Origin of the sequence: Sediminicoccus rosea (genome assembly GCF_033547095.1) — a bacterium.
In the GTDB taxonomy this organism is placed as follows: domain Bacteria; phylum Pseudomonadota; class Alphaproteobacteria; order Acetobacterales; family Acetobacteraceae; genus Roseococcus; species Roseococcus rosea.
This window is the reverse complement of the sequence record NZ_CP137852.1, coordinates 4,461,548-4,480,799: the sequence shown is the minus strand read 5'-3', so window position 1 is coordinate 4,480,799 and position 19,252 is coordinate 4,461,548. Positions and strand designations below refer to the sequence as shown.

Annotated in this window: 17 protein-coding genes; 10 read left to right on the top strand and 7 right to left on the bottom strand. The window is 71.3% G+C overall.

Going from position 1 to position 19,252, the window contains the following annotated elements:
* Positions 1–6 precede the first annotated feature (6 nt).
* Entirely contained in the window at positions 7–954 is a 948-nt protein-coding gene (locus R9Z33_RS21575; protein WP_318648636.1) for a Bug family tripartite tricarboxylate transporter substrate binding protein, read from the top strand.
* 6 nt (positions 955–960) lie between these two features.
* Here R9Z33_RS21575 and R9Z33_RS21570 read toward each other — a convergent pair whose 3' ends face one another.
* From R9Z33_RS21570 to R9Z33_RS21555, 4 genes are read right to left on the bottom strand one after another with little or no spacing between them, the layout of a single operon-like run.
* Positions 961–1,401: a DNA polymerase III subunit chi gene (locus R9Z33_RS21570; RefSeq protein ID WP_318648635.1), complete on the bottom strand. Its 441-nt coding sequence runs from the start codon at positions 1,399–1,401 to the stop codon at positions 961–963.
* Entirely contained in the window at positions 1,398–2,381 is a 984-nt protein-coding gene (locus R9Z33_RS21565; RefSeq protein ID WP_318648634.1) for an NADPH:quinone reductase, read from the bottom strand. The genes R9Z33_RS21570 and R9Z33_RS21565 overlap by 4 nt, the downstream gene beginning before the upstream one ends.
* Positions 2,382–2,403: 22 nt before the next feature.
* The gene (locus R9Z33_RS21560) at positions 2,404–3,780 is read right to left on the bottom strand and encodes a leucyl aminopeptidase family protein (protein WP_318648633.1); all 1,377 of its coding nucleotides are present in this window, start codon (positions 3,778–3,780) and stop codon (positions 2,404–2,406) included.
* 3 nt (positions 3,781–3,783) lie between these two features.
* Complete coding sequence (locus R9Z33_RS21555; protein WP_318648632.1) at positions 3,784–5,244, bottom strand: leucyl aminopeptidase; 1,461 nt, start codon at positions 5,242–5,244, stop codon at positions 3,784–3,786.
* A gap of 87 nt (positions 5,245–5,331) precedes the next feature.
* On the opposite strand from R9Z33_RS21555, the gene cysQ reads away from it, so the two are divergent.
* Positions 5,332–6,096, top strand: a complete 765-nt coding sequence (gene cysQ, locus R9Z33_RS21550) for a 3'(2'),5'-bisphosphate nucleotidase CysQ (RefSeq protein WP_318648631.1) — start codon at positions 5,332–5,334, stop codon at positions 6,094–6,096.
* Complete coding sequence (locus R9Z33_RS21545) at positions 6,093–7,046, top strand: L-threonylcarbamoyladenylate synthase (protein WP_318648630.1); 954 nt, start codon at positions 6,093–6,095, stop codon at positions 7,044–7,046. The genes cysQ and R9Z33_RS21545 overlap by 4 nt, the downstream gene beginning before the upstream one ends.
* Positions 7,047–7,201: 155 nt before the next feature.
* Here R9Z33_RS21545 and R9Z33_RS21540 read toward each other — a convergent pair whose 3' ends face one another.
* Positions 7,202–7,507, bottom strand: coding sequence for a hypothetical protein (locus R9Z33_RS21540; protein ID WP_318648629.1), 306 nt, complete (start codon positions 7,505–7,507; stop codon positions 7,202–7,204).
* A 170-nt stretch (positions 7,508–7,677) separates the two neighbouring features.
* Here R9Z33_RS21540 and R9Z33_RS21535 point away from each other — a divergent pair, with 170 nt between their 5' ends.
* The 7 genes from R9Z33_RS21535 (at position 7,678) to R9Z33_RS21505 (ending at position 17,117) form a co-directional block, all read left to right on the top strand.
* On the top strand, positions 7,678–9,120 hold the full coding sequence (locus R9Z33_RS21535) for an FAD-binding oxidoreductase (protein ID WP_318648628.1): 1,443 nt from the start codon (positions 7,678–7,680) through the stop codon (positions 9,118–9,120).
* A 34-nt stretch (positions 9,121–9,154) separates the two neighbouring features.
* On the top strand, positions 9,155–10,285 hold the full coding sequence (gene lptF, locus R9Z33_RS21530; protein WP_318648627.1) for an LPS export ABC transporter permease LptF: 1,131 nt from the start codon (positions 9,155–9,157) through the stop codon (positions 10,283–10,285).
* Positions 10,282–11,406, top strand: a complete 1,125-nt coding sequence (gene lptG, locus R9Z33_RS21525) for an LPS export ABC transporter permease LptG (RefSeq protein WP_318648626.1) — start codon at positions 10,282–10,284, stop codon at positions 11,404–11,406. Before lptF ends, lptG begins: the two co-directional genes overlap by 4 nt.
* A gap of 32 nt (positions 11,407–11,438) precedes the next feature.
* Complete coding sequence (locus tag R9Z33_RS21520) at positions 11,439–13,907, top strand: LPS-assembly protein LptD (RefSeq protein WP_318648625.1); 2,469 nt, start codon at positions 11,439–11,441, stop codon at positions 13,905–13,907.
* Between the two features lie 138 nt (positions 13,908–14,045).
* Complete coding sequence (locus R9Z33_RS21515) at positions 14,046–15,332, top strand: peptidylprolyl isomerase (RefSeq protein WP_318648624.1); 1,287 nt, start codon at positions 14,046–14,048, stop codon at positions 15,330–15,332.
* A complete protein-coding gene (gene rsmA, locus R9Z33_RS21510; protein WP_318648623.1) occupies positions 15,325–16,173 on the top strand; it encodes a 16S rRNA (adenine(1518)-N(6)/adenine(1519)-N(6))-dimethyltransferase RsmA in 849 nt (282 codons plus the stop codon). The genes R9Z33_RS21515 and rsmA overlap by 8 nt, the downstream gene beginning before the upstream one ends.
* A 65-nt stretch (positions 16,174–16,238) precedes the next feature.
* Positions 16,239–17,117 (top strand): MBL fold metallo-hydrolase, encoded by an 879-nt coding sequence (locus R9Z33_RS21505; protein ID WP_318648622.1) that lies wholly within the window; start codon positions 16,239–16,241, stop codon positions 17,115–17,117.
* Between the two features lie 7 nt (positions 17,118–17,124).
* On the opposite strand, the gene R9Z33_RS21500 is transcribed toward R9Z33_RS21505, so the two are convergent.
* Positions 17,125–18,270, bottom strand: a complete 1,146-nt coding sequence (locus R9Z33_RS21500) for a CaiB/BaiF CoA transferase family protein (protein ID WP_318648621.1) — start codon at positions 18,268–18,270, stop codon at positions 17,125–17,127.
* The gene (locus R9Z33_RS21495; protein ID WP_318648620.1) at positions 18,267–19,241 is read right to left on the bottom strand and encodes a Bug family tripartite tricarboxylate transporter substrate binding protein; all 975 of its coding nucleotides are present in this window, start codon (positions 19,239–19,241) and stop codon (positions 18,267–18,269) included. Before R9Z33_RS21495 ends, R9Z33_RS21500 begins: the two co-directional genes overlap by 4 nt.
* Between the last annotated feature and the right edge of the window lie 11 nt (positions 19,242–19,252).

Here is a 19,252-nt window from a genome sequence, read left to right as displayed (position 1 = left end):
AACACCATGCACCGCCGTCTCCTGATCGCCAGCATCCTGGCTGCCCCCGCCATTGCGCGCGCGCAGACCCAGCCCTTGCGCCTGATCGTCCCCGCCCCGCCGGGTGGCAGCACCGACATCCTGGCCCGCATCCTCATCGAGCGTGCGGGCGCTGCGCTGGGGCAGGCCATCGTCGTGGACAATCGCGGCGGCGCGGGCGGCATCATCGGCACCGAGGCGGCGGCGCGCGCCGCGGCGGATGGCAACACCATCATCCTCGGCCACAACCAGACGCATGCCTCCAACCAATGGATGGCGCGCAACCTGCCCTACAATGTGATCGAGAGCTTCACACCCGTGGCGCGGCTCGCCACCGTGCACCACGCGACGGTGGTGCCGGCCAATTCGCACGCCCGCAACATGGCCGGGCTGATCGAAATGGGGCGCGGCGGGCGGCGCGTCTCCTACGCCTCATCCCAGGCGGGCTCGGCCAGCCATGTGATCGCGGAGACCTTCGTGCGGCGCTCGGGCATGGATGCGGTGCATGTGCCCTATCGCGGCGGCGGCCCCGCCACGCAGGACACGGTGGCGGGCGTCGTGGATTTCTATGTCTCGACCTGGCCCGGCGTGGTCTCGCTGGTGCGCGAGGGGCGGCTGCGCGCGCTCTCCATCGGCGCGACGCAGCGCGTGCCGGGCTTCCCGGACCTGCCGACGACGGCCGAGGCCGGCGTGCCCTTCATGGCGGTGGATGCCTGGTTCGGCCTCTTCGCGCCGCGCGGAGTGGATGCGGCGCGCGTCACGCGCCTCTCCGAGGCCTTCCTGGCCGCATTGGCCCAGCCCGAGACGGCCGAGCGCGCGACGCAGGCCGGGCTGAACGCGGCGCCCATGGGCCCGGCCGCCTTCGCCGAATTCCAGCAGGCCGAGGTGCGCCGCTGGCAGGACATGGCGACGCTGACCGGAATCGTGATGGAGTAGCGGCGGCTACGCCTTCTTCTCCCAGCCGCGCTCGCCCTGCTGCCAATAGGTGAGCGCGTGCCCCGCCGCCTTCGCCGCGCTCCAGCGGCGGCGCGCGGCGGCCACGGCGTTCTCGTCTCCGCCGTCGAACAGGTCGAAGGCGCGGGCATAGAGCGGCAGATGCACGCTCTCGCTGCCTTCGGTCAGGAACAGGTGCTGCGCGCCATTGGGCGGTGGCGCATCGGCCAGCGTCAGGAAGATGGGCTGCACCGCGCCGTCCCGCGTGCCATGCGGCAGCCAGTCGGGCTCCGGGCAGGTCCAGAGCGCGTCGTCGAGCGACTTCAACCGTTCCTCGCTGGCGCAGAGCACCAGGGCGCGCTGCTGCAAGGCGAGCACACGGCCGAGCAGGCGCGGCAGGGCCTGCTCCAGCGTGCTGCGCGTGAGGTGGTAGAAGCCGATCTCGGTCATGGCACCGTGAGCACGATGTTTCCCATCGCCGTGCCATCCATCACCTTGTCATGTGCGGCGGCGCATTGGGCGAGCGGCATGGTCGCGGCGATGGCGTGCTGCAGCCCGCCATCGCGCAGCAGCTTGTCCAGCACCGCCTCGCATTCCGCCCGCGCCTCGGCGCTCAACTCATAGACGATGAAGAAACGGATCGCCGCACCGCAGAGGATCATCGGGAAGAAGCCGAGCGTGATCTCGGCCGCGCCCGAGCCGTAGGTCACGCAGAGGCCGTCCTGCTTCACGATGCGCGGCAGCAGCGCGGCATTTGCGGCGAGGTCCACCTCGATCACGCGGTCCACGCCGCGCCCGCCCGTCAGTTCCTGGACACGCGCGGCGACATCCTCGGCGCGGTAGTTGATCACGGCATCGGCGCCGGCCGCCATCGCATGCGCGGCCTTGGCGGCGGAGCTCACGGTCGCGATCACCTGCTTCGCCCCCAGCCGCCTCGCGAACTGGATCGCGTAATGGCCGACGGCGCCGGCACCGCCCGCGACCAGCACGGACTGGCCGATCACGCCGCCATCCACCATCACGGCGCGCAGCGCCGTCAGCGCCGGGATGCCGAGGCAGGCGCCCTCGGCGAAGCTCACATTCTCCGGCAGGGGCACGGCCTGGGCGGCGGGGAGCGCGATGTATTCCGCCGCGGTGCCGAAGGGCCGCTTCCACTGCCCGTTCCAGAGCCAGACGCGCTGACCCACACGGGTCGCATCCACGCCCGCGCCCACGGCGGCGATCACGCCCGCGCCGTCGCTGTGCGGGATGACGCGCGGTGCCGACATGGGGCGAGAGCCGCCGCGCGCCTTGCAATCCGAAGGGTTCACGCCGGAGGCATGGACGCGCACCAGCACCTCGCCCGGCGCCGGCTCGGGGCGCGGCATCTCGCCATGCACCAGCACCGCGCGCGCGGGGCCCGTCGCCTCATACCAGATGGCCTGCATCATCCGTTCCTGTCCTTGCTGTGCATCATAGCCGATGCGGGTCCTCGAAGTGGCGCTCGACCAGCGCGTCCAGCAGGCGCACGCCGAAGCCTGTGGGCGTGCCCTTCGCTGCCAGGCATTCCGCCGTCTCCGCCAGGTCGACGCCCGCGATGTCCAGATGCGCCCACGGCAATGCGCCCACGAATTCGCGCAGGAAGGCCGCGGCGTGCGAGGCATCGGGCTGCGGCCCGCGCCCGGCCGGCACGCATTGCTTGAGGTCGGCGATGTCGCTCTTCAGATCCTCGCGGTGGCGCTCGCCGATGGGCAGGGGCCAGAGGCGTTCGCCCACCACCTCGCCCGCCGCCGTGACCGCGGCGCCCAGCGCCGCGTCATTGCCGAAGAGCCCGGCGCGATGATGGCCCAGCGCCGTCACCACGCTGCCGGTGAGCGTGGCAAGGTCGAGCAGCGCCTGCGGGCGGAAGCGGCGCGCGGCAAGGTGCAGCGCATCGGCCAGCACCAGGCGGCCCTCGGCATCCGTGTCCACGACTTCCACGGTGCGGCCGCTCATCATCTGCAGCACGTCGCCCGGGCGGTAGGCCATGCCGCTCGTCGCATTCTCCGCGATGGCGAGCACGGCGACGGCGGGGCAGGGGGAGCGGCGGCGGGCGAGGGCCAGCATCGCGCCCGCGCAGGCGGCCGCCCCGGCCATGTCGGCGCGCATCGCCTCCATGCCCGCGGCACCCTTGATGGAGATGCCGCCCGTGTCGAAGCAGATGCCCTTGCCGATGAAGGCGACGGGCGGCGCCTTGAAGCCGCCCTTCCAGCGCAGCAGGACCATGCGCGGCGGATGCGCGCTGCCCTGGCCCACGGCGAGCAGCCCACCGGCACCCAGCCGCCGCAGCGCCTTGCGGCCGAGCACCGCGACCTCCAGCCCCTCCTTCCGCAGCGCGCGGAGGCGCTTGGCGAAGGCGCCCGGTGTCAGGTGGTTGCCGGGCTCCGCCACCAGTTCGCGCGCGAAGGCCGCACCGGCCAGCGCCGCCTCGGCGCGGGCCCAGGGCTCGTCCAGGAGCGATGGGTCATCCACCAGCAGCTCGATCCGGCGTGGCCGCCTCGCTGCCCTCAGTCGGTCGAAGCGCCAGGCGCGCAGCAGGGCGCCCGTCGCCAGTGAGACGGCGCAGGGCGCGGAGAGTCCCCGCGCATCCAGCGCCACGCGCGCCGTCTCGCCGGCCGCCGCGATGCAGGCGGCGCCGACGCGTTCCCATTCATGCGGGGAGGAGGCGCTGCCAGCGCCGACCCAGCGTTCCTCGGGAGAGAACTGCAGAACCTCGCCCGGCCGGCCGCGGAAGCCCGAAGGGTGATCACCCTCCGGGACCGGGCGCAGCCGCAGCGCCCCGCGTGAGGGCGCGCGCCGGATCTTCAGCACCGCTCAGCCTTCGTAATGCTCCGCCACCAGGCGATCGAGCATGCGCACGCCATAGGCGGTGGCGCCCTTCGGGATGGTCGGGCTGTCCTTGCTGCTCCAGGCCGTGCCGGCGATGTCGAGATGCGCCCAGGGCTTGCCCTGCACGAAGCGCTGGATGAAGCAGGCCGCCGTGATCGAGCCGCCGGCGCGGCCGCCGCCCACATTCTTCATGTCGGCGATGTCGGACTTGATCTGCTTGTCATAGGCATCGCCCAGCGGCATGCGCCAGGCGGCCTCGCCCACCGCATTGCCGGCGGCGATGATGCGCGCCGCCAGTTCCTCGTCATTCGCGAACAGGCCCGCATGCTCATGGCCCAGCGCCACGATGATGGCGCCGGTCAGCGTGGCGAGGTCCACCATGAAGGCCGGGTCGAACTTCTGGATCGCGTAATGGATCACGTCGGCGAGGACGAGGCGGCCCTCGGCGTCGGTGTTGATGACCTCGATGGTCTGGCCCGAGGCGCTGGTCACCACGTCACCCGGGCGCTGCGCGTTGTGGCCCGGCATGTTCTCGACGAGGCCGACGATGCCGATCACATCCGCCTTCGCCTTCCGTCCGGCAAGGGCGGCCATCAGCCCGGCGACGGTGCCCGCGCCGGCCATGTCCCACTTCATGTCCTCCATGCCGCCGGCGGGCTTGATGGAGATACCGCCCGTGTCGAAGGTGACGCCCTTGCCGATGAAGCAGAGCGGCTTGTCCATCTTCCGCTTGCCGGAGCCGTTCCACTTCATCACCACCATGCGCGGCTCGTTGATGGAGCCCTGGGCCACGCCCAGCAGCGCGCCGAAGCCGAGCTTCTTCATCTCCTTCGGGCCCAGCACTTCGATGCCGAGGCCGAGCTTCTCGAGCCCCTTCAGGCGATCGGCGAATTCCGCGGGGTGGAGAATGTTGCCGGGCTCAGAGACCAGGTCGCGCGTGAGGAAGACGCCCTCCACCACGGCCTTCATCGGCGCGAAGGCCGTCTTCGCGGCGGCCGCCTCGCCGGTCCCGATGGTGAGCTTGGCGAGCTTCGGCTTGTCCTCGGCCTTCTCGGTCGTGCGGTAGCGGTCGAAGCGATAGGCGCGCAGCGCCGCACCCATGGCGAGGCTCGCCGCCTGCTCGGCGCTGAGGCCATCGGCCGCCACCATCGCCGCCGCCTCGCCCGAGACGAGGGGCACGAGGCTGCCGCCGAGCTTCTCGGCATCCGGGCTCTCGCCCAGGCCGAGCGCCACAAGCTTGGTGATGCCGCCATGCGGCGCCCAGAGCGTGGCGGACTGGCCCTTCTTGCCCTTGAAGCCCGCCGCCTCCAGCGCGCGGGCAAGGCCGCCCTCCATCGCCGCATCCAGCGTGGCGGCGAGGCCGCTGAGGGCCGCCCCCTCGGCGATGGGCAGGACGAGCGCGCCGGCTTTCGGCAGCGCGGGCTTGGCGAAGGCGATGTCGAGCATGGGGGATCGGTTCCGGTCAGAGGGTTCCCCATAGGATAGGGGCTGCCTCGCATTGCGTCATCCCGGCCGGGTGGATAGACCAGCCGCATGACCCACGCCGAACTCCTGGAGCTGGCCGTGCGCCTCGCGCGCGCGGCGGGCGATGCGATCGAGGCGGTGCGCCGGGCCGGCTTCGCCATCGAGCGCAAGGGCGATGCCAGCCCCGTCACCGCCGCCGACCGCCTGGCCGAGGGCATCATCACCGAGGGGCTGCGCGGCGCCATGCCTGAGATCCCGGTGGTGGCCGAGGAAGCCTTCGCGGCCGGCGAGGTGCCGGAGGTGGGCGATCGGTTCTGGCTGGTGGACCCGCTGGACGGCACCCGCGAATTCGCCGCCGGACGCGACGAATACGTGACCTGCATCGCGCTGATCGAGGCCGGGCGGCCCGTGCTGGGCGTGCTGGGCGCGCCGGGGCGGAGCAGCGTTTACGCCGGCATCGTGGGCGAGGGCGCCTGGGCCGAGGAAGCGGGCGCGCGCCGTGCGATCCAGGCGCGCCGGCCCCCGGCCGAGGGGCTGCACGTGCTCGACAGCCGCTCCCACCGCGACGCCGCGGCGACCGAGGCCTTCTGCCGCGACTGGCCGGTGCGCGAGACGACACGCATGGGTTCCGCGCTGAAATTCGCCTGGATCGCGGAGGGCCGGGCCGATCTGATGCCGCGCCTCGCCTCCGGCATCATGGAATGGGACACGGCGGCCGGGCAGGCGGTGCTGGAGGCGGCGGGTGGCCGCGTGGTGGATGCGGCGGGCCAGCCGCTGCGCTACGGCAAGCCCGGCTTCCGTAATCCGGGCTTCGTCGCCTGGGGCGCGGCATGACCGCGCTGCTTGACGACCCGCTGGATGCGGCGGCGCTGCTGCGCGCGGGCGCGCTCGTCGCCTTCGCGACGGAGACGGTCTATGGCCTCGGCGCGGATGCGCGGAACGGCCAGGCGGTGGCCGGCATCTTCGAGGCGAAGGGCCGCCCGCATTTCAACCCGCTGATCTGCCACTTCGCCGAGGCCGAGGCCGCCTGGGCCGAGGTGCGGGCCGATGACCGGGCCCGCGCGCTCGCCGCCGCCTTCTGGCCGGGGCCGTTGACGCTGGTGCTGCCGCGCCGGGCCGATTGCCGGATCGACCTCCTGGCTGGCGCCGGGCTGGACACGCTGGCCGTGCGCGTGCCGGCGCATGCGGGCGCGTTGGCCCTGCTGCGGGCCACGGCCACGCCCATCGCCGCGCCCTCGGCCAATCGCTCGGGGCGCGTCAGTCCGACCACCTCCGCCCATGTCATGGAGGAATTGTCCGGCCGGATCGCAGCGGTGCTGGAGGGGGGCGAATGCGCGGTGGGCGTGGAATCCACCGTGCTGGATCTGGCTGGGGGCGGCGCGGCGCTGCTGCGGCCGGGTGGCGTGCCGGTGGAGGCGATCGAGGCGGTGATCGGCCCGGTCGGGCGGCCGCTGCCGCGGCATGCCGGGCCGCAGCCGACGCTGCGGAGCCCGGGCATGCTGCTCTCCCACTACGCGCCCACGCTGCCGCTGCGTCTCGATGCGCGCGAGGTATCGGCGGATGAGGCGCTGCTGGCCTTTGGCCCGCCCTTGCCCGGTGCGGCGGTGACCTACCAGTTGTCAGCGGGCCGGGACCTGCGCGAGGCGGCCGCCCGACTCTTCGCCGGGCTGCGCGCGCTGGACCGGCCGGGGCTCAGGGGCATCGCGGCCATGCCTGTACCGGGGGACGGGCTGGGGCCGGCCATCCGCGACCGGTTGGCCCGCGCGGCGGAGCCGCGGGAGTAAGGCGCGCGGCGGAGCCGCGGGAGTAAGGCGCGCGGCGGAGCCGCGGGAATAAGGCGCGCGGCGGAGCCGCGGGAGTAATGCGCGCGGCGGAGCCGCGAGAGTGGAGATTTAGGCGGGGATCGCGTGCGGAGGGGCGTCGCCGTCCGGTCCGGCCTTCAGCGCGGCATCACCCGGTAATGCTCCTGGTCCTCGCCCGAGCAATCGCGCTTCAGCGCGGCGAGGCGGACGGAATTGTGGCTATGCCCGATCCGGTTCTGGCGGGCGATCTCTTCATCGATGGATTGGTTGAAGCCCTGGCACCCGCTCAGCCGGTTGATGACGGGGCCGGCCGTGGTGGTGGTGGTCGTGGTGGCGACCGCGACCGGCGTCGGCGCGCCCTGCAGCCAGTGCATCAGCCCGAAACCGCCGGCCGAGCAGATCACGATGACCAGAAGGCTGGACAGGAATTTTCCGGGCGCCATGAGAGAAGTTCCATAAATGAAACGCGTTGCTAAAGAATATAGCAGCTATGTCGCGTGTGCAAAATCACATTCGGTCGTTTTTTTGGTATGGCCGGCCCCAGGGCATGAAAAGATGCGTGGCGGCCCGCGCGGGTCTCTGGAGATGCCCCGCGGCGCCGCTATAAACCCGCATGCCCGACCACGCCCCCCCTGCCGCCGACCCCTCCCTGATCACGGCCTTCCGCGACATCCTCGGCCCTGCCGGCGTGCTGGCGGAGCCGGGCGACATCGCGCCGCATCTCAGCGACTGGCGCGGCCTCTACCAAGGCGAGGCGATGGCGGTGCTGCGCCCGGCCAGCACGGCGGAGGTCGCGGCTTGCGTAAAGCTTTGCGCCCAGCAGGGCATCGCCATCATCCCGCAGGGCGGCAACACCTCCATGGTGGGCGGCGCCACGCCCGAGGCGCGGCCGCGCCAGGTGGTTCTCAGCCTCGCCCGCATGAACCGCGTGCGCGAGGTGGATACGGCCGACATGACCATGACGGTCGAGGCCGGCCTGGTCCTGGCCCGCGCCCAGCAGGTGGCGGCGGAACATGGCGTGCTCTTCCCCTTGAGCCTCGGCGCCGAGGGCACGGCAATGATCGGCGGGCTGCTCTCTACCAATGCCGGCGGCAACACCACGGTGCGCTACGGCAACGCGCGCGAGCTGATGCTGGGGCTCGAGGTCGTGCTGCCCGATGGCAGCGTGATCCATGGCCTGCGCCGGCTGCGCAAGGACAACACGGGCTACGCGCTGCGGCACCTCTTCGTCGGCGCCGAGGGCACGCTCGGCATCATCACCGCCGCCGTGCTGCGCCTCTTCCCCGCCGCGCGCGAGACGGCGACGGCCCTCTGCGCCGTGCCCTCGGAGGATGCGGCCCTGGCCCTTTTCCGCCGCTTCCGCACGGCCGATGAGGGCGCGGTGCGGGCCTTCGAATACATGTCCGGCATCGGCATGGGGATGGTGCTCTCCACCATCGAGGGGGCCACGCTGCCGCTCTCGGCCCGCGCGGACCACTACGTCCTCGTCGACCTCTCCGCCTCGCGCGAGGGGGCGGGGCTGCGCGGCCTGATGGAGACCGTTCTGGAGGCCGCGATGGAGGCCGGCGAGGTGGAGGACGCGGCGCTGGCCGAATCCGAGGCCCAGCGCGCCGCCATCTGGCGCCTGCGCGAGGAGCACCCGGAGGCGCAGAAGCGCGCCGGCGCCAGTGTAAAGAATGATGTCTCCGTGCCGGTCTCGGCCGTGCCGGAACTGATCCGCCGGGCATCCGACGCTTGCCGCGCCCTCATCCCCGGCAGCCGCCCCGTGCCCTTCGGCCATATGGGCGATGGCAACATCCACATGAACCTGGCCCAGCCCGAGGGCATGTCGGCCAGCGATTTCCTGGCCCGCAGCCATGACATCATGGATGTGGTGAACGAGGTGGTGCGCGACCTCGGCGGCAGTTTCAGCGCCGAGCACGGCATCGGCCGCCTCAAGACGGACATGATGGAATCCTGGCGGGGTGGCGCCGAATTGGACGCGATGCGCCGGATCAAGGCGGCGCTGGACCCGCGCGGCCTCATGAACCCCGGCAAGCTGCTTCCCGATGCGTGACCTTCCCGCCATGGGCTGGTAAGACCGCGCCCATATGAAGCGCATTGACCTCTACATCATGCGGCAGCTCGCCCTGTCGTTGCTGGCGGTGACGGTGGGGCTGGCGGCGCTGGTCTGGCTCACCCAGTCGCTGCGCTTCATCGAGCTGGTGCTGGACCGCGGCCTGTCCATCTGGGTCTTCCTGGAGCTGACCGGCCTGCTGCTGCCGAGCTTCTTCGGCGTGATCCTGCCCATCACCACCTTCGTGGTCACCCTCTTCACCTATGTTCGCCTGGCCTCGGACCGGGAGCTGGTGGTGATGCGCGCCGCCGGCCTGAGCCAGTGGCAACTCGCCCGCCCGGCCCTGCTGGTGGCGATGGGCGCCATGGGCATCTGCTTCATTCTGAACCTCTGGCTCACCCCCGCCTCCCACCAGGCCTTCCGCGAATGGCAGTTCGAGATCCGCAACCAGATGGCGGGCCTGCTGTTGCAGGAGGGCGTGTTCAGCTCCGTGGGCGAGGAATTGACGGTCTATGCCCGGGACCGGGATTCGAGCGGCACGCTCTACGGCATCCTGGTGCATGACTCGCGGGAGCGCGGCGCGCCCGTCACCATCCTGGCCGAGAGCGGGCGCATCGTCTCCACCCCGCAGGGGCCGCGCGTCACGCTGTTCAACGGCCAGCGCCAGCAGGTGGAGCGCGTGATGCAGCCGGATGGCAGCAGCACCCTGCGGCTCACCGTGCTGACCTTCCAGGAGAACAGCCTCGACCTCGCGCGGGCCAACCGCAGCGAGGGGCAGCGCTTCCGGAACGCGCAGGAGCGCACGATGGGCGAGCTGCTGAATCCGGAGGAAGGTGTCTCGGTGCGCGATCGCCGGCGCTTCCTGGCCGAGGCGCACCAGCGTCTCACCGGTCCGCTCACCGCCGTCACCTTCGCGCTGCTGGCGCTCGCCGTGGCGCTGTCCGGCCAGTTCCGGCGCTTCGGCGGCGGCATCAACCTCTTCATCGGCAGCCTGCTGATGGTGGGGCTGCTGGCGCTCGGCCTCTCCATCGGCAATCTGGCGGCCCGGCAGAGCGCGCTGATCCCCTTGATCTGGCTGCACGCCCTGCTGCCCGGCTTCGCCTCCGCCTGGGTGATTTCGGGCATGCCCGGCCTGCCGGACCAGATGCGGGGCTTCGCCCGATGATCGTCGCGAAGACGCTCACCTTCTATGTCGCGCGCCGCTTCCTGGCGGCCACCGCGGGCATGCTGCTGGCGCTGACGCTGCTCGTCTCGATGTTTGACTTCATCGAGCTGCTGCGCCGCGCCGCGACACGCCCCGATGCGGGCTTCGCGCTGGTCGCCTCCATCGCCGGGCTGCGGATGCCGTTCGTCGGCCTGCAGATCATGCCCTTCGCCATCCTGTTGGGGGGGCTGCTCGCCTTCTGGCGCCTCACCCGCTCCTCCGAGCTGATCGTGGCGCGCGCGGCCGGCATCTCGGCCTGGGGCTTCCTGTCCGGGCCGCTGGCCGTCGCGCTCGGCTTCGGCCTGATCGCGATCATGGCCGTCTCGCCCATCTCCTCGGCCATGCTGGCGCGGGCGGAGCGGCTTGATGCCTCCTATCTGCGCGCGGGGGGTGGCGTTACGGCGCTGGCCGGCGGGCGTCTCTGGCTGCGGCAGGGCGATTCCGGGCTGGAGCCGGGCGGCGTCGCGGTCATTTCCGGCCGGCCGGCCCGGCTGCTCGGCACCGACCGGCTCGCCGATTTCAGCCTGACCGAGGTGACCATCTGGCGCATCTCGGCCGGCGGTTCGGCCATGGCGCGGATCGAGGCGCCGCGCGCCACGCTGCGCCCTGGCCGCTGGGAGGTGGAGGAAGCGACCATCTTCGGCGGTGACCGCCTGCCGCGCCCGCCGGCCCGTTTCGTGCTGCCCACCGACCTGACGCCCGACCGGATCGAGAACAGCTTCGCCTCGCCAGACACGCTCTCCTTCTGGGCGCTGCCTGATTTCATCGCGATCCTGGAGCAGGCCGGCTTCTCGGCCTTGCGGCACCGGCTGCAATTCCAATCCATGCTGAGCACGCCGGTGCTGGCGATCACCATGGCCCTGCTGGCCGCGGGCTTCTCCATGCGCAACAGCCGGCGTGGCGGCGTGGCGCAGACCATCGCGGCCGGCGTCGCTGCCGGCTTCGGGCTGTTCGTGCTCGATCGCATCACCGGCGAGTTCGGGGAATCCGGCACACTGCCGGTCTGGCTCGCCGCCTGGGCGCCCACGGCCACCGGGCTGCTGCTGGCCCTGGCCCTCTTGCTGCATCTGGAGGATGGGTGAACGCCTTGCCCCCCACGCCGCTGCTTCCTCCCGTGGTTCCCCCCTTGGGGCCGCCACGGCCCCTGCCGCGCTTCGCCCGGCGCCTGATCCGCCGCGCCCAGGCGCGCCGCCTCGGCCTGCGCCCGAGCCCGCGCCTCTGGCGCTGCCTGGCCCTCGCCATCCTCCTGGCGCCGGTCGAGCTGCTGCTGCCGGCCAGCGCGCAGATCGCACCCGCCTTCGACCCCGCCTCGCAGACCTTCGCGCCCATGGGCTTCGTGGACTCGCAGATGGCGCGGGAGACGCTGCCGAGTCTGCTCTCCAGCCCGGCCGCGTCCGCGCCCGCCGGCCCAGCCGGGGCGACGCCGGTGGTGGACAACCGCACGGACGGCCCCGTCACCTTCTCCGCCGAGGAGGTCGAGTATGACCGCGAGAGGGAGCGCGTGGTGGCACGCGGCCGCGTCGAAGCCTGGCAGGGCGGGCGGTTCCTGCGGGCCGACAGCTTCACCTATGACCGCAACACCCGGGTCGCCCTGCTGCAGGGCAATGTGCAGATCATCGAGGCGGACGGGCAGGTCTTCTACGCCGAAGAGGCTGAACTGGGTGACGGCTTCCGCGACGGCGTGCTGACCGAGATCCGCGCCCGCCTCGCGCAGAATGCCCGCCTCGCCGGCAATGGCGCGCGCCGGACGGACGGCACCGTTACCGAGATCGCGCGCCCGGTCTATTCCTCCTGCAACCTCTGCGAGGCCGACCCGACGCGCCCGCCGCTGTGGCAGATGCGCGCCCGCACGGCCACGCAGGACCGTGAATCCCAGCGCATCTCCTACCGCGACGCCACGGTCCAGATCGGCGGCATCCCGCTCTTCTACACGCCCTTTCTCTCCCATCCCGATCCGCAGACGCCGCGCGCCTCGGGCTTCCTCTTCCCGACCAACGGCTACACGCGCTTCCTCGGTGCCTTCACCCAGACGCCGTATTTCTGGGCGATCGACGAGACGCAGGACCTGCTGGTCACGCCCACCATCGGCACGCTGGCGCCACCCAACCTCGCCCTCGAATACCGCCGCCGCTTCAACAACGGCGAACTGCAGATGCAGGGTTCGATCGGCTACATGAACCAGGAGCAGGCCGAGCGCGCGGCGGCGGGCGGCACTGGCTCACCCGGCATCAACGGGCATTTTTTCTCGCGCGGGCGGTTCGCCATCAACGAGAATTGGCGCATTGGCTTCGACGGCAACTACGCCTCGAGCGACAGCTACCTCCGCACCTACAAGTTCGAGTATCGCCGCGTCCTCACCAGCACCGCCTACGTCGAGGGCTTCTGGGGCACCGAGGCTTATGCCCGCCTGGATGTGCGCTACTACCAGGGCCTCAACACGGCCGATGATCTTTCGACCATCCCCTTCGTCGGCCCGAACGGCATCTACGAGCATGCCCCCCGCAAGCAGTTCCTGGGCGGCTACATCACGTCCGATGTGGGCGTCCTCGGCCTGACGCGCCCGACCGGCACCTTCAGCCAGCGCCTCGCCAGCCGCGTCAGCTGGGAGCGGCCGGTGCAGGGCGCCTTCGGCGACATCATCACCTTCCGCAGCCAGTTCGACGGCACCGGCTACTATGCCGGCAACCAGCAGAACAATGGCTTCAACCCGCTGCCCGAGGCCAATGGCATCCATGCCAACGGCAATATCCGCATCGCGGCCGATTGGCGCATGCCCTTCATCCGCTCCGCCGGGGAATGGGGCACGCAGATGATTGAGCCGCGGGTGCAGCTCGTCACCGGCCCGCATCTCGGCCGGCAGCTGCGCTTCCCGAACGAGGATGCGCTGGATTTCGAGTTCACCGAGGCGAACCTCTTCCAGCTCAGCCGCTACACCGGCCGGGACCGCATGGAGGGCACCACGCGCGCCGACCTGGCGCTGCGCGGCAGCTGGGACTTCGTGAATGGCGGCCGCGTGGAGGCCGTGGTCGGCCGCTCCTTCCGCACCACGCAATCCACCACCTTCCCGCTCAACACCGGCCTGAACGACCGCGCCTCCGACTGGGTGACGCGCTCCACCTGGACGCCGGTCTCCTGGGTGGACCTGATCGCCCGCAACCGCTTCGACAGCGAGAGCTTCCAGCACCGCGCGACCGACGCGGTGGCGAATTTCAACCTTGGGCGCGTGGGGGCTCTGAGCAACCTCTCGCTCAACGGCGGCTACCTTTTCAACAACCGCCTGCCGCAATTCACCAGCAGCACCGGCCGCAACGAGGTGCTGGTCGGCGCCTCGGTGCAGTACCGGACGGCGGCGGGCGGCGTCTGGCGGGCCGCCGGCTCGCTCCGCTACGACGTGGTGGCCGACACGCCGGCGATGGTCATCGCCAATTTCGGCTACGAGGACGAGTGCTTCATCATCGAGGGCCGCTTCCTCCGCCGCTATGCCCGCAACTCGACGACGGGCGAGCCCTTCATGGGCAACACCGTCTTCCTGGTCCGGCTCGGCTTCAAGACCGTGGGCGACTACTTCTTCCGGGCCATTTGAGGCCCGGTTTCCGGCCGGGGCGGTTCTGCTTTAAGACAGGGGATCATGACCCGCACCCGTTCCCGAATCGCCTCCAGGTTGCTCCCGTCGGGCCTGCTCCCCCAGGGGTTGGTCCCCCAGGGGTTGCTCCCGTTCGGGATGGCGCTCTTCCTCGCCGTCGCCGTGGCGCCCATGGCTTTCGCCCAGCCGCGACCGGCCGGCGCGCCCGAGGCGCCCGCCCCGCAGACCGGCAACCGCATCCTGGCCGTCGTGAACGGGGACCCGATCACCCAGGCCGAGGTCACCTCCCGCTCCCGCCTCTTCGCGCTCAATGTCGGCATGGGCGTCGCGCCCGAGATCCTGGGCCGGCTGCAGCCGCAGGTGCTGCGCCTCGCCGTGGATGAGCGGCTGCGCATCCAGGAGATCCAGCGCCGCCGCATCGGCGTCTCCGACGCGGACATCGCCGAGGCCATCGCGGATATCGAGCGCCGCAACAATCTGCCGCCCGGCGCCATGCGCAACCAGCTTCGCAATGCGGGCATCCAGCCGCGCGTGCTGTTCGACCAGATCCGCGCGCAGATCGGCTGGGGCCGCCTGCTGCGCCAGGCCCTGGGCCCGCTGGCGGAGATCAGCGAGCAGGAGGTGGCTGATGCCATCGCCAGCCGCCGTGCGCAGGAGGCCCAGGCCGAATACCTCGTCAGCGAGATCTACCTGCCGGTGGATGACCCCGCGAATGAGGGCGAGGTGCGCCGCTTCGCCGATGAGGTGATTGGCCAGATCCGCCGCGGCTCGCCCTTCCCGGTCGTGGCGTCGCAGTTCAGCCAGGCGCAGACGGCGCTGGGCGGCGGCGATGTCGGCTGGGTCGGCGTCAACCAGCTCGACCCCGAGGTTGCCAGCATCGTGACCCGCATGCCGCCCGGCGCGGTCAGCAACCCGATCCGCGTGGCCGGCGGCTTCCAGATCGTCTCGCTGCGCGCCCGGCGCGAGGGCGGGACGGCGGCGCAGCTCTCGACCATGCTGACCATCCGCCAGCTCTTCACCCCCTTCGACCGCCCGCTGGACCCACAGGCGCCGACGGAGCAGCAGCGCGCCGTGGTGGAGCGCGCCCAGCGCCTCTCCCAGACGCTGCGTGGCTGCGAACAGGTGGACGCGCTGCCGCGCACGAGCGACCGGCCGACCGATCCGGGCCCGATCCGCCTGGAGGGCCTGAATCCGCCCGCGCTGCGCAGCATGCTGGCGAGCCTGGCGATCGGCCGGCCGAGCCAGCCGGTGATCGCGCCCGATGGCGTGCTGCTGCTGATGGTCTGCTCGCGCGAGCAGCGGAACATGAACGAGTTCACGCCGGACGCCGCGCGCCAGCAGATCCTGCGCGACCGCGTGGAGCTGCTCTCGCGCCAGCTGCAGCGCGACCTGCGCCGCCGTGCCGTGATCGAGATGCGTGTCTGAGTCAAAACAAGAGCTTGGGCTGACGCCCCTCGCCGGCGTCGTCGGCAAGTATGGCCTGGATGCCCGCAAGGCGCTGGGCCAGCATTTCCTGCTGGACGAGACGCTCTGCGCCCGCATCGCGCTGCTGCCCGGCGACCTCACGGGGCGGCATGTGCTGGAGGTGGGGCCGGGCCCGGGCGGGCTGACCCGCGCGCTTCTGGGCAAGCCGCTCGCGCATCTCACCGCCGTCGAGCTGGATGAGCGCGCCATCGCGGCGCTGGCCGAGGTTGTGGCGGCGCATCCCGGGCGCCTGACCGTGTTGCGCCAGGATGCGATGAAGTTCGATGGCGTGGCGCAGCTGCCCGCGCCCCGCCAGGTGGTGGCGAACCTGCCCTACAATGTCGGCACGCCGCTGCTCATCGGCTGGCTGCGCGAGGCCGCGTCCTGGGAGCGGCTGACGCTGATGTTCCAGGAAGAGGTCGCCTTCCGCATCACCGCCGCGCCGCAGACCGAGCATTACGGCCGCCTCGCCGTGCTGGCGCAGTGGGTGGCGGATTGCATGGTGGGGCTGCGGCTGCCGCCCGGCGCCTTCCGCCCCCCGCCGCGGGTGCATTCCGCCGTGGTGGTGATTACCCCGCATGCCGAGCAGCCGCCGCCCGAGCTGTTCCGCGCGATGGAGCGGGTGACCGCGGCCGCCTTCGGGCAGCGCCGCAAGATGCTGCGCGGCTCGTTGAAATCGCTGGGCGGCGCGGAGGCGCTGCTGGAGCAATGCGGCATCGCGGGCGAGCGCCGGGCCGAGGAATTGCCGGTCAGCGCCTTTGACGCGCTGGCCCGCGCCGTGCTGGCCCGCGGCGGCGCCTGACCCGCCCTGGCGCGCGGCCGCGATCCGATTCAGGATGCGCGCGTCCAAGAGATGGAGCATCACACATGAAGCGCCTGCAGATCGGCGACGTCGCCATCACCAGCCTCATCGAGCGCGACGGTCCGTGGCGGCGGCCGGAGGATTTCTTCCTCAACTACGACAGCGCCGCCAAGGCCGCCGATGTCGCGCGGCTGGCGCCGGAGGTGTTCGACCGCGCCTCGGGCAAGATGGTCATCACCTACCAGACCTTCGTGGTGCGCACGGCCCAGCACGTCATCCTGGTGGATACCTGCACCGGGGAGGACAAGGGCTACCCTGCGCCCATGGACTTCCCGAAGCAGCCCTGGATGGATGCGCTGACCGCCGAGGGGCTGACACCGGCGGACATCGACTACGTCTTCTGCACCCACCTGCACATCGACCACAGCGGCTGGAACACGAAGCTCGTCAACGGCGAATGGGTCCCGACCTTCCCGAATGCGAAGTACATCTTCCACAAGGGCGAATACGCCGCGTGGGAGGCGCTGGAGCGCGAGGGCAAGGAGCGCGCCGGCGGCGCGGGCGGCGTGTGGCGGATGAATTGCGAGCCCATCGCCAAGGCCGGCCAGGCGCTGCTGGTGGATGAGAGCTTCACGCTGGATGACTGCATCTCGCTCATCCTCACGCCCGGCCATTCGCCCGGCCATGTCTGCGTGAAGATCAGCAGCAAGGGGCAGACCGCGATCATCGCGGGCGACATGATGCACCACCAGCTGCAATGCTTCGACCCGACCATGTCCACCATCTTCTGCTGGGACCCGCATGCGGCGGCCGAGAGCCGCAAGCGCGTCTTCGAGGAGGTGGCCGAGACCGACACGCTGCTGCTGCCGATCCATTTCCCGACGCCGACCGCGGGCCGCCTGAAGCGGGCCGGCGGCGCCTATGATTGGGTCTTCGCGCGGTAGCGCCGCTTCAACCGCCCTCGGCGAGCCAGGCGCGGATCTCCGCGCCGTGCTCGTCGAGGTCGGGCGCGCGGACGCGCAGCGTAGCCGGCGTGCCCTTGAGCTTCAGCGGCGAGGAGAGCGTGCGGATCGCGCCGCGCGCCGGGTCCGCGATCTCGGCGCTGACGCCGCGTGCCACCGCCTGCGGGTGGGCCAGCGCCTCGTCATAGGCCAACACCGGCTCGGCCGGGATGCCGGCGCCGCCCAGCGCCGCGAGCCAATGGGCACTCTCCCGCGTCAGGAAGGCGGCCTGCAGCAGCGGCACCAGCGCGTCATTGTTCCGCACGCGGTCGGCATTGGTGGCGAAGCGCGGATCGGCCGGCAATTCCGGCAGGTTCAGTATGTCGCAGAGGCTGCGCCAGAAGGCGTCCTTGTTGGCGCCGATCGTGATCCAGCCATCCCGCGTCTGGAAGACGCGATAGGGCGAGTTGCCGCGATGCAACTGCCCCATGCGCTCGGGCCGCGTGCCCTGGCTGAAGACATGAGCCGCCTCATAGACGCCGAGCGCGAGGCCAGCCTCGAAGAGCGACTGGTCAATGTGCTGGCCCATGCCGGTGCGGTGCCGCGCCATGAGGGCGGCGAGGATCGCGCTGGTGGTGAACATGCCCGCCGTGAGGTCGGTGATGGCCACGGGCAGGCGATAGGGCTCGCCATCGGGCGGGCCATTGCCGGCCATGAGGCCCGACATGCCCTGCGCCATCATGTCGAAGCCCCCATGCTGCGCCCAGGGCCCGGTCTGGCCGAAGCCGGAGATGGAGGCGACGACGAGGCGCGGATTGGCCGCGTGCAGCGCCTCCCAACCAAAGCCGGCGCGGGCCAGCGCGCCGGGGCGGAAATTCTCCACCAGCACATCGGCGCGCTTCACCAACTGCCACAGCAGCGCCGCATCGGGCGGCGCCTTCAGGTCAAGCGCGATGCTGCGCTTGTTGCGGTTCCACAGCGCAAAGGGCTGGCTGCGGCCGTCGACGAAGGGCGGCATGCGCCGCGCCTCGTCGCCCTCGGGCCGTTCCACCTTGATGACCTCGGCGCCGAGATCGCCCAGCATCATCGTGCAATAGGGGCCTGACAGAAAGGTCGTCAGGTCCAGCACCAGCAGTCCGTCCAGGGCGCCGCTCATTCGGGGCGCAGCCCGGCATCGGTCGCGATGCGCGTGAGCAGGGCGCGCTGCTCCGTCAGGAAGCGGGTGAATTCCGGTCGCGGCTGGAAGGCGGCCTCCATGCCCAGCGTGGCGAGGCGCGCGCGGATGTCGGGCATGGCGAGCGTGCGCTGGGCCGCATCCTGGATGCGATCGAGGATGGCGGGCGGCGTGCCCGTGGGCGCCCAGAGGCCGATCCATTCCACCAGTTCGAAGCCGGGCAAGGCGGCCTCGGCCACGGTCGGCACATCGGGCAGGACCGACATGCGCGTGGCGGAGGAGACGGCGAGCGCCCGCAATTGCCGCCCTTGCACCAGCCCCACGGCTGAGGGCGCGGTGGCGAAGTTGAACATCGTGTCGCCCGCCAGCACCGCCTGCGCGCCCTGGCTGCCGCCGCGATAGGGCACATGTGTGGATTCGATCCCCGCGCGCTGCACGAAGAGGAAGCCTGAGAGATGCGAGGCCGTGCCGATGCCGGCACTCGCCCAGGAGACGCGGCCGCCCTGCTCGCGCAGGCGCGCGATGTAGGTGGCGAGGTCCGCCGCGCGCTCATTTGCCGGCACGATCATGATGAGCGGCATGACCGACATGCGTGCGATGGGCGCGAAGTCGCGCTCGTAGTTGAAGGGCAGGTTGCGGATCAGCATGTGGTTCAGCGCATGCGCCGAGGGGTCGGCCAGCAGCGTGTAGCCATCGGGCCTGGCCTGCGCGACCATGGCGGCGCCGATGGTGCCCGCACCGGCCGTGCGGTTCTCGATCACGAAGGGCTGGCCCAGGATCTCGCCCATCGGGCCGGTCAGGACGCGCATCGTGGCATCGGTGCCGCCGCCGGGCGCATAGGGGATGATCAGCCGGATCGGGCGTTCGGGGAAGGGCGCCTGCGCGAGGGCGGGCGCCGCCAGTGAGCCGAGCGTAGCGAGCGTTGCAAGCCCTTTCAGGATTGTCCGTCTCATCTTTGGTGTCC